Genomic DNA, 8,696 nt, shown 5'->3' with positions numbered 1-8,696 from the left:
CCGATCTCCGCGCCCAGCAACGCCGAGGTCAGATCCTCTTTCGGGGCACGCCGACGCTCGGCCACCATCTCCGTGTAGTAGCCCAGCAGTGTGATCGATGCCTCGACAGCGGCCATCGGGATGTCCAGCACACCGTCTTCGCGGTGCACCACCAGATCCGCCAACCGGCGAATCTCCCCCCGATCCACCGCGGGCACTCCCATCAACTCGGAGATGACATCCATCGGCAACTTGCCCGCGACCTCATCGATCCAATCGAAGGCGCCACCGGACACCACGGGCTCCAGATACGACAACGTCAACCCCCGGATCCGGTCCTCCATCTCCGCGACCCGCTTCGGGGTGAACCCCTTGAACACCAACCGCCGCATCCGCATATGCCGCGGGTCGTCCATCGCCAGAAACGACATGGTCCGATGCGCGTGCGGCCCCCACGCCGCCGGATCCAACGACACCCCGTTCGCGCTCGACAACCGCACACTGTCGCGGAACGCCCCCACCACATCCGAATGCCGCGACAACGCCCAGAACCCCACATCCGGGTTGTGATACAGCGGCGCCTCCTCCCGCAACCGCCGATACATCGGATACGGATCCTCATGGAACACGTAGTCATACGGGTCGAACACCAGCGGCCCCACCACAGCCGTCATCGCCCACACTCCGAATTCGATAACACGTTCCGCCACGCGGCACCGCAGGGTGACCCGAGCGAAGACAGATAACTGGACATGTGTCTGGACACTACCATCGTATCCTCGCTCTCGACAATCATCCGACCCACGACCACTTCTCCACTTCGGGCCGGTATGCGCAGAGAGCGCAGGCGCCGGTCATGCCACTTCACAACCCGATCGCGACGAGAATGGCAGAGTTAGAACCTGTTATTGCCACCGATCGCGTTCCGAGACTATATTCCGTACACGTGTCCAGACAGTATCGGAGTAATCCATGAGCAGCCTTCTGCCCGCCGACGGGTCCCGCTTGCTGATCGGCGGAAAGCTGGTCGAGGGCGCCGACGGTGTCTTCGCGACGGTGAACCCCGCGACCGAGGAGGTCCTCGGTCTCGCCGCCGACGCGAACGCGGCCGACCTCGACGCGGCCGTCGACGCCGCGCGCACCGCGTTCGACGAGACGGACTGGTCGCGCGATCACGCCTTCCGGGCGCACTGCCTGGCGCAGTTGCGCGCCGCGCTGGAATCCCACGTCGAGGAACTGCGCGAGATCACGATCGCCGAGGCCGGCGCGCCCCGAATGCTCACCAGCGGGCCGCAGCTGGAGGGCCCGGTCGCCGACCTCGGCTATGCGGCCGGACTCCCCGAGACCTATGCCTGGGAAACCGATCTGGGCGTTGCCGAGCCGATGGGCATCAAGACGCGCAGGCTGCTGCGCCGTGAGCCGATCGGCGTGGTCGGCGCGATCACGCCCTGGAACTTCCCGCACCAGATCAACTTCGCCAAACTGGGCCCCGCGCTCGCCGCGGGGAACACCGTCGTGCTCAAACCCGCTCCCGACACCCCGTGGTGCGCGGCGGCGGTCGGCGCCATCATCGCCGAGGAGACCGACATCCCGGCCGGCGTGGTGAACATCGTGACCTCCGCCGACCACGCGCTCGGCGCCCGGCTCACCGCGGACCCGCGCGTCGACATGATCAGCTTCACCGGATCCACCGCCACCGGGCGCGCCGTCATGACCGGCGCCGCCACGACAGTGAAGAAGGCGTTCCTCGAACTGGGCGGCAAGTCGGCGTTCATCGTGCTCGACGACGCCGACATCGCGGCGGCCTGCTCGGTGGCGGCGTTCTCGGTATGCGTGCACGCGGGCCAGGGCTGCGCGCTGTCGACTCGGCTGCTGGTCCCGCGCGCCGCCTACGACCAAGCGGTCCAGGCGGCCGCGGCCACGCTCGGCGGAATCGAGCCGGGCGATCCCGCCGACCCGCGTACGGTCTGCGGGCCGCTGATCTCCGAACGCCAGCGCGCCAGGGTCGAACGCTACCTCGACATCGCGCGCGCCGAAGGCGGACGAATCGTGGTCGGCGGCGGCCGTCCGGACCGGGAGCGCGGATTCTTCGTCCAACCGACCTTGATCGCGGACGTCCCCAACAGCTCGACCGTCGCCCGCGAGGAGATCTTCGGTCCGGTGCTGGTGATCATCCCGCACGACGGCGACGAGGACGCCGTCCGCATCGCCAACGACTCACCCTACGGCCTCTCCGGTTCGGTGTGGGGCACCGACCCCGAGCGCATCCGGTACGTCACCGAAAGGGTGCGCACCGGGACGTTGGGCGTCAACGGCGGCATCTGGTACTCCGCCGATGTCCCGTTCGGCGGCTACAAGCAATCCGGCCTCGGCCGTGAGATGGGTATCGCCGGTTTCGAGGAGTACCTCGAGACGAAAGTCATCGCCACCGCGGCCTGACCGCCGCGGGACAACACAGAGGAGCTGAACTCCATGGCCCGTTTCACGGGAAGATCCGCCATCGTCACCGGCGCCGCCCAAGGCATCGGCGCCGCCTACGCGCAAGCGCTGGCCGCCGAAGGCGCGAACGTCGTCGTCGCCGACAAGAACGCCGAGGGCGGCGCGGCGGTCGTCGAGAAGATCGTCGCCGACGGCGGCACCGCGGTGTTCGGGCAGGTCGACGTGTCCGATCCCGAATCCGCCACCGCGCTCGCCGATTTCACCGTCGCCGAGTTCGGCGGCATCGACCACCTGGTCAACAACGCCGCCATCTACGGCGAGATGAAGATGAACCTGCTGCTGACCGTGCCGTGGGACTACTACAAGAAGTTCATGAGCGTGAACATGGACGGCGCGCTCGTCATGACCCGCGCCGTGTGGCCGCACATGTCCAAGCGCCGCAGCGGATCGATCGTCAACCAGTCCTCCACCGCCGCGTGGCTGTATTCCAGCTTCTACGGGCTGGCCAAAACCGGTATCAACGGCCTGACCCAGCAACTGGCCTTCGAGCTCGGCGGGTCGAACATCCGCGTCAACGCCATCGCGCCGGGGCCGATCGACACCGACGCCACCAAGTCGGTCACCCCCGACGTGATCGTCGACGACATCGTCAAGCGCCTTCCGCTCAAGCGGATGGGCACGCCGCAGGATCTCGTCGGCGCCTGCCTGTACCTGCTGTCGGACGAGGCGAGCTGGGTCACCGGGCAGATCTTCAACGTCGACGGCGGACAGATCGTGCGATCATGAGCGCTCGCATCGGATTCCTCGGCCTCGGCAACATGGGCGCGCCGATGGCGAAGCGCCTGCTGGAATGGCCGGGTGGGCTGACGGTGTGCGATACGCGTCCCGAGGCGGTCGAACCGTTCCTCGCGGCCGGTGCCGACTCGGTCGCCTCCGCCGCCGAACTGGCCCGCCAGGCCACCGTCATCTCGATCACCGTGGTGAACGACGCCCAGGTGCGCGAGGTGATCACCGGACCGGAGGGCCTGCTGCGGACCGCGGCGCCGGGCACCGTGGTCGCCGTGCACTCCACCATCAGCGACCGCACCGCCGAGGAACTCGGCGCGGTCTGCGGCGACCGCGGCGTCGAACTGGTGGACGCGCCGATCAGCGGCGGCGCCCCCGGCGCGAACCGCGGCGCGCTCGCGGTCATGGTCGGCGGAAGCGCGGCGGCGTTCGAGCAGGTGCGCGAACCGTTCGGCTGCTTCGCCGATCTGATCGTGCACGCCGGGCCGGTCGGCGCGGGCACACGCATGAAACTGGCGCGCAACCTGTTGCACTTCGTCTCCTTCACCGCGGCCACCGAGGCGCAACGGCTGGCCGAAGCGGCCGGTCTCGACCTCACCGCGCTCGGCAAGGTGGTGCGCCACTCCGACGCGGTCACCGGCGGCCCCGGCGCCATCATGCTGCGCGACACCACCGCACCGATCCAGGACGGCGACTTCTGGTTGCCGATCCTGCGGCACGTGCGCGACCTCGGAGAGAAGGACCTGGGTCTCGCCCTGGAGTTGGGCGAACGGCTCGGCGTCGCGCTGCCGCTGGCCGGACTCGCCATCGACCGCCTCGGCCCCGGACTCGGCGTCGGGACGGGCACCCTCGCATCGGAAAGGCAATCCTCATGAGCGACAACGGTTCCGACGACTCCGTGCGGCAGCGCGGACTGGCCAGGATGGCCGAGGTCTACGGCACGGAATTCCAGGAATACCCCGGCGCCCACTTCGCCGTCACCGCCGACCACCTCTTCGCCGACATCTGGTCGCGGCCCGGGCTCACCATCCGCGACCGCAGGCTGCTGCTGCTCGGCGCGCTGGCCGCGCAGGGCGCGATCGACACCGCGGGCATCCAGATCGGAGCCGCGCTGCGCAACGGCGAACTCACCGAAGACCAGCTGCACGAGATCGCGGTGTTCCTGTGTCACTACGTGGGTTGGCCGAACGGCACCAAACTCGACATCCTGGTGGGCACGATTGTGGCGCAGCAGAAGAAGGCCGCCCGCGCGCAGTCCGCGCCCGCCGAACAGTGAAGGATCCGTTGACCATGTCCGACGCCACCACCATTCGCCCCCTGCGCGCGAGCCGAGTCGACAACTGGGACCACCGCGCCGACGTCGTCATCGCCGGATACGGCATCGCGGGCGTCTGCGCCGCCATCGAGGCCGCCCGCGCGGGCGCGGACGTGCTGGTCCTGGAGCGCACCGGCGGCTGGGGCGGCGCCGCCGCCCTGGCCGGCGGATTCATCTACCTCGGCGGCGGCACACCGTTGCAACAGGCCCTCGGGTTCGAGGACACCCCCGAGAACATGGAGACCTTCCTGCTCGCGGCGCTGGGTCCCGGCGTGGACAAGGCGAAGATCGCCGACTACTGCCGCGGCAGCGTCGAGCACTTCAACTGGCTGGTGTCCTGCGGCGTGCCGTTCCGCGAGGCGTTCTGGGGCGAACCGGGGTGGGAGCCGCCGCACGACGAGGGGCTGATGTATTCCGGCGGCGAGAACGCCGCGCCCTTCAACGCGATCGCGAGACCCGCTCCGCGCGGCCATGTTCCGCAGATGGCCGACAAGCGCACCGGGGAGAAGGGCGGCGGCTGGATGCTCATGAAACCGCTGGCCGACACCGCCGAAGCGCTCGGCATCCGCGCGGAGTACGACATGCGGATCGCGCGGCTGATCGTCGACGACGACGATCGCGTGGTCGGCGTGCTCGCCCGTCGCTACGGCAAACCGGTCGCCATCCGCGCCGAACGCGGCGTCGTGCTGGCCACCGGCAGCTTCGCCTATCACAAGGAGATGATCGAAGGCTACGCGCCGCGGCTGATCGGCAGGCCCGCCGCGGCGATCGAGGAACACGACGGCATCGGCATCCGGCTGGCGCAGGCGCTCGGCGCGGAACTGGCGCACATGGACGCGACCGAGGTGGCCTTCTTCGGGGATCCGCAGCTGATGGCGCGCGGCATCCTGGTCAACGGCCGCGGCCAGCGCTACATCCAGGAGGACACCTACCCCGGCCGGATCGGCCAGGCGACGCTGATCCAGCAGGACAACCAGGCGTACCTGGTGATCGATGAGGCGTCCTACGAGGAGGCGCTGACCACCGAGACCTCCACCCCGTTCTTCCGCCGGCCTCCGACCTGGGCGGCGGAGACCATCGCCGAACTGGAAGCCGAGATGGGCCTGCCCGGCCAGGCCTTGCAGGCCACGGTGGAGTGCTACAACCTGCACGCCGCCAATGGCGAGGACCCGTTGCTCGGCAAGAAACCGGAATGGCTGCGCCCGTTGCGCGGATCGGTGGCGGCGTTCGACATGCGCGGTTTCACGGCCGGTTTCACCCTGGGCGGATTGCGTACCGACCTGGATTCCCGGGTGCTGCACGTCTCCGGCGAACCGATCCCGGGCCTGTTCGCGGCGGGCCGGTGCACCTCCGGTCTGTGCGCGGGCGGCTACGTCAGCGGCGCGTCGCTGGGCGACGGCAGCTTCTACGGGCGCAGGGCCGGCATCGCGGCGGCCAAGAACTGAACCGTTCCAATCCGCCTAGTAGGATCCAGACACATGTCCGAACCCGATTCCGTCATTCTCGAGGCGACCCGCCGCAGGCTCTCCGGCAAACAGGCCGACACCGTCGACAAGCTGACCCGCTCGGCGGTGGAAGTGCTTGCGCGGGAGGGATTCGCGGGCATGACCATCCGGATGGTCGCCGCGGCTGCCGGGGTCGGGACGGCCACGGCGTACACCTACTTCTCGTCGAAGGAGCATCTGGTCGCCGAGATCTTCTGGCGGCGGCTGGTCGCGTCGCCGTCGCCGGTCAGCGAGGATCCGGACCCGACCGTGCGGGTGGTGGCCGAGCTGCGCAACATCGCGATGCTGGTGGCCGACGAGCAGGAGCTCTCCGGCGCGGTCACCAGCGCGCTGCTCGGCCGCGATCCCGACGTGGAGCATCTGCGCGGCCGCATCGGCGCCGAGATCCGCAAGCGCATCATCCGCGCCCTCGGTCCGGACCCGGATCCGGACGTGGTCGAATCGCTGGAATTGCTCTACGCGGGCGCGCTGGTACGCGCCGGCATGGGCTACGGGTCGTACTCCGAGATCGCCGACCGGATCGAGGCCTCCGCGCTGCTGATCCTGCGGTAGCGGGGGCAATGCCGGACGACTTCGAGCCGGTTACCCGAAACCGGGCCGCACGGCGCGTGCTTGCTCGTATCTTTGCCGTAGTCGGTGCAGATCGGAGTGGGAACAGTGCAACCTGGTGAGCTTTCCGCGGACTACGTCGTCGTCGGCTCGGGATCGGCGGGCGCGGTGGTGGCCAATCGGCTCAGCGCCGATCCGGGCACCACGGTGGCGCTGCTGGAGGCGGGGCCGCCGGACAAGAACAAGTTCGCGCACATACCCGCCGGGTTCGCGAAACTGTTCCGCTCCGAGGTGGATTGGGACTACCTCACCGAGCCGCAACCGGAGCTGAAGAACCGCGAGATCTACTGGCCGCGCGGCAAGATGTTCGGCGGGTCGTCGTCGATGAACGCCATGATGTGGGTGCGCGGCTTCCGCGCCGACTACGACGAGTGGGCGCTGCTGGCGGGCGCGGAGTGGGGCTTCGCCGCGGCCGTGGAACAGTTCCGGCGCATCGAACGCGTGGAGAACGCCCAGTATCCCGACGAAGGCACCGAAGGTCCGCTGCACGTCTCCCGGCAGCGCAGCCCGCGCGCCCTCACCGCCGCCTACCTGGCCGCGGTCCAGGAGGCGGGCTACCAGGTCGAGCCACCGAACCGGCCGCAGCCGGACGGCTTCACCGAGACCATGGTCACCCAGCGCGGGGGCCGCCGCTGGAGCACCGCCGACGCCTATCTGCGGCCCGCCCTGCGTCGTGCGAACCTCTCGGTGCGCAGCGAAGCGCTGGCCACCCGCGTGCTGTTCGACGGCACGCGCGCCGTCGGCGTGGAGTACCGCCAGGGCGGGGCCACGCACACGGTGACCGCGCGGCGCGAGGTCGTGCTGTGCGGCGGCGCGATCAACAGCCCGCAGCTGCTGATGCTCTCCGGCATCGGCGACCGTGACGAACTGGCCCGCCACGGCATCGAAGTGCGCCACCACGCGCCGGAGGTGGGCGCAAATCTGCAGGATCATCTGGTCGCGGGCATCGGCTACGGCGTCGCGGGCGATTCGCTGTTCGGCGCGGAGAGGCCGCGCCAACTGCTGGACTACTTCATCCGGCATCGCGGCATGCTCACCTCGAACGTCGGCGAGGCGTACGGGTTCATCCGCAGCAGGGCGGATCTGGAGTTCCCCGACCTGGAGCTGGTCTTCGCGCCCGCGCCGTTCTACTACGAGGGTCTACAGGACCCGACCGAACACGGCGTGATCCTGGCGACGGTGCTGCTGCGTCCGCAGAGCCGGGGACGGATCGCGCTGTCCGGTGCGGACCCGTCCGCCAAACCCGTGATCGATCCGCGTTATCTGTCCGACGCCGCGGGCGCGGACCGCGCCGCCATCATGGCCGGACTGCGCGTGTGCGCCGCCATCGCCGGGGAGCCGTCGATGAAGGCGGTGCTCGGCCCGCTGATCTACCCACCGCAGGCGCCCGCGGAACAGGAAGCCGTGCTCGAGCTGACGCTCAACTCCTACTCGCACACGCTCTACCACCCGGTCGGCACCTGCCGGATGGGCACCGACGCCGCCAGCGTCGTCACACCCCGGCTGGAAGTGCGTGGCGTACAGGGACTTCGGGTGGCCGACGCCTCGGTGATGCCGATCATCATCCGCGGGCACACGCACGCACCGGCGGTGTTCATCGGCGAGCAGGCGGCCAAGTTCATCCTCGCCGGGTAAGTGCGCCGGCCTTCCTGCGCGGCACACGACGCGCAGGAGGAATCACCTTGTGCGGCGGCAACGCACATCGCGCCTACGACACGGCGAACAGCCCCAGCGAAGCGGCGGCCAACAGGAGATACGGCAGCGGATACCCGATATGCGTGTAGTACCGCGCCCGGATGACGGTCAGCACCGCGCCGACGAAGTAGAGCACCAACCCCGTCGCCGCGGCCACGCCGATCGGCGGAATCACCAGACCCGCCAGCAGACCGGCCCCGCCGATCGCCTTGACGACGGCCAACGGTGTCAGCCACGACTCCGGAACGCCGTAGTCGCGCATGTTCGTGCGAACCCACTCGGCGCGGAGCACATCGATGCCCGCCGCGAGCAAGGCGGCCGCGGCCGCGAGCACCGTGGCGACGATGTAGGCGATGTCCATGGCAATA

9 protein-coding genes are annotated in these 8,696 nt (G+C 69.3%); 7 read left to right on the top strand and 2 right to left on the bottom strand.

From position 1 onward, the window contains the following. Nucleotides 1-653 (bottom strand): cytochrome P450 family protein (locus ON21_RS12245; protein ID WP_039797955.1); only part of this gene is annotated, 653 nt, incomplete at its 3' end. Nucleotides 654-951: 298 nt separating this feature from the next. Between ON21_RS12245 and ON21_RS12240 the strand changes: the two genes are divergently transcribed. The 7 genes from ON21_RS12240 (at nt 952) to ON21_RS12210 (ending at nt 8,268) form a co-directional block, all read left to right on the top strand. Continuing rightward, nucleotides 952-2,418, top strand: coding sequence for an aldehyde dehydrogenase (locus tag ON21_RS12240; RefSeq protein ID WP_039797954.1), 1,467 nt, complete (start codon nt 952-954; stop codon nt 2,416-2,418). Between the two features lie 33 nt (nt 2,419-2,451). After that, complete coding sequence (locus ON21_RS12235; protein ID WP_039797953.1) at nt 2,452-3,204, top strand: SDR family oxidoreductase; 753 nt, start codon at nt 2,452-2,454, stop codon at nt 3,202-3,204. Next, nucleotides 3,201-4,079, top strand: a complete 879-nt coding sequence (locus tag ON21_RS12230; RefSeq protein ID WP_039797952.1) for an NAD(P)-dependent oxidoreductase — start codon at nt 3,201-3,203, stop codon at nt 4,077-4,079. Before ON21_RS12235 ends, ON21_RS12230 begins: the two co-directional genes overlap by 4 nt. Beyond that, nucleotides 4,076-4,480 carry a carboxymuconolactone decarboxylase family protein gene (locus ON21_RS12225; RefSeq protein ID WP_039797951.1) on the top strand — a complete coding sequence of 135 codons (405 nt, stop codon included), beginning with the start codon at nt 4,076-4,078 and terminating at the stop codon, nt 4,478-4,480. The genes ON21_RS12230 and ON21_RS12225 overlap by 4 nt, the downstream gene beginning before the upstream one ends. A 14-nt stretch (nt 4,481-4,494) precedes the next feature. After that, nucleotides 4,495-5,964: an FAD-dependent oxidoreductase gene (locus ON21_RS12220; RefSeq protein WP_039797957.1), complete on the top strand. Its 1,470-nt coding sequence runs from the start codon at nt 4,495-4,497 to the stop codon at nt 5,962-5,964. 33 nt (nt 5,965-5,997) lie between these two features. Further along, entirely contained in the window at nt 5,998-6,576 is a 579-nt protein-coding gene (locus ON21_RS12215) for a TetR/AcrR family transcriptional regulator (RefSeq protein WP_039797950.1), read from the top strand. A 105-nt stretch (nt 6,577-6,681) separates the two neighbouring features. Next, on the top strand, nt 6,682-8,268 hold the full coding sequence (locus ON21_RS12210) for a GMC family oxidoreductase (RefSeq protein WP_039797949.1): 1,587 nt from the start codon (nt 6,682-6,684) through the stop codon (nt 8,266-8,268). A gap of 73 nt (nt 8,269-8,341) precedes the next feature. Here ON21_RS12210 and ON21_RS12205 read toward each other — a convergent pair. Beyond that, nucleotides 8,342-8,696: DoxX family protein (locus ON21_RS12205; RefSeq protein WP_245562564.1), on the bottom strand; the 355-nt coding region annotated here is incomplete at its 5' end.

The organism is Nocardia araoensis NBRC 100135 (assembly GCF_000308435.1).
Taxonomy (GTDB): domain Bacteria; phylum Actinomycetota; class Actinomycetes; order Mycobacteriales; family Mycobacteriaceae; genus Nocardia; species Nocardia araoensis.
This window is presented reverse-complemented; position numbering and strand designations above follow the sequence as displayed.

Coding starts and splice junctions, on each gene's coding strand:
- ON21_RS12225 (WP_039797951.1), top strand. CDS start 4,076: ATGAGCGACAACGGTTCCGACGACTCCGTGCGGCAGCGCGGACTGGCC.
- ON21_RS12230 (WP_039797952.1), top strand. CDS start 3,201: ATGAGCGCTCGCATCGGATTCCTCGGCCTCGGCAACATGGGCGCGCCG.
- ON21_RS12235 (WP_039797953.1), top strand. CDS start 2,452: ATGGCCCGTTTCACGGGAAGATCCGCCATCGTCACCGGCGCCGCCCAA.
- ON21_RS12220 (WP_039797957.1), top strand. CDS start 4,495: ATGTCCGACGCCACCACCATTCGCCCCCTGCGCGCGAGCCGAGTCGAC.
- ON21_RS12240 (WP_039797954.1), top strand. CDS start 952: ATGAGCAGCCTTCTGCCCGCCGACGGGTCCCGCTTGCTGATCGGCGGA.
- ON21_RS12215 (WP_039797950.1), top strand. CDS start 5,998: ATGTCCGAACCCGATTCCGTCATTCTCGAGGCGACCCGCCGCAGGCTC.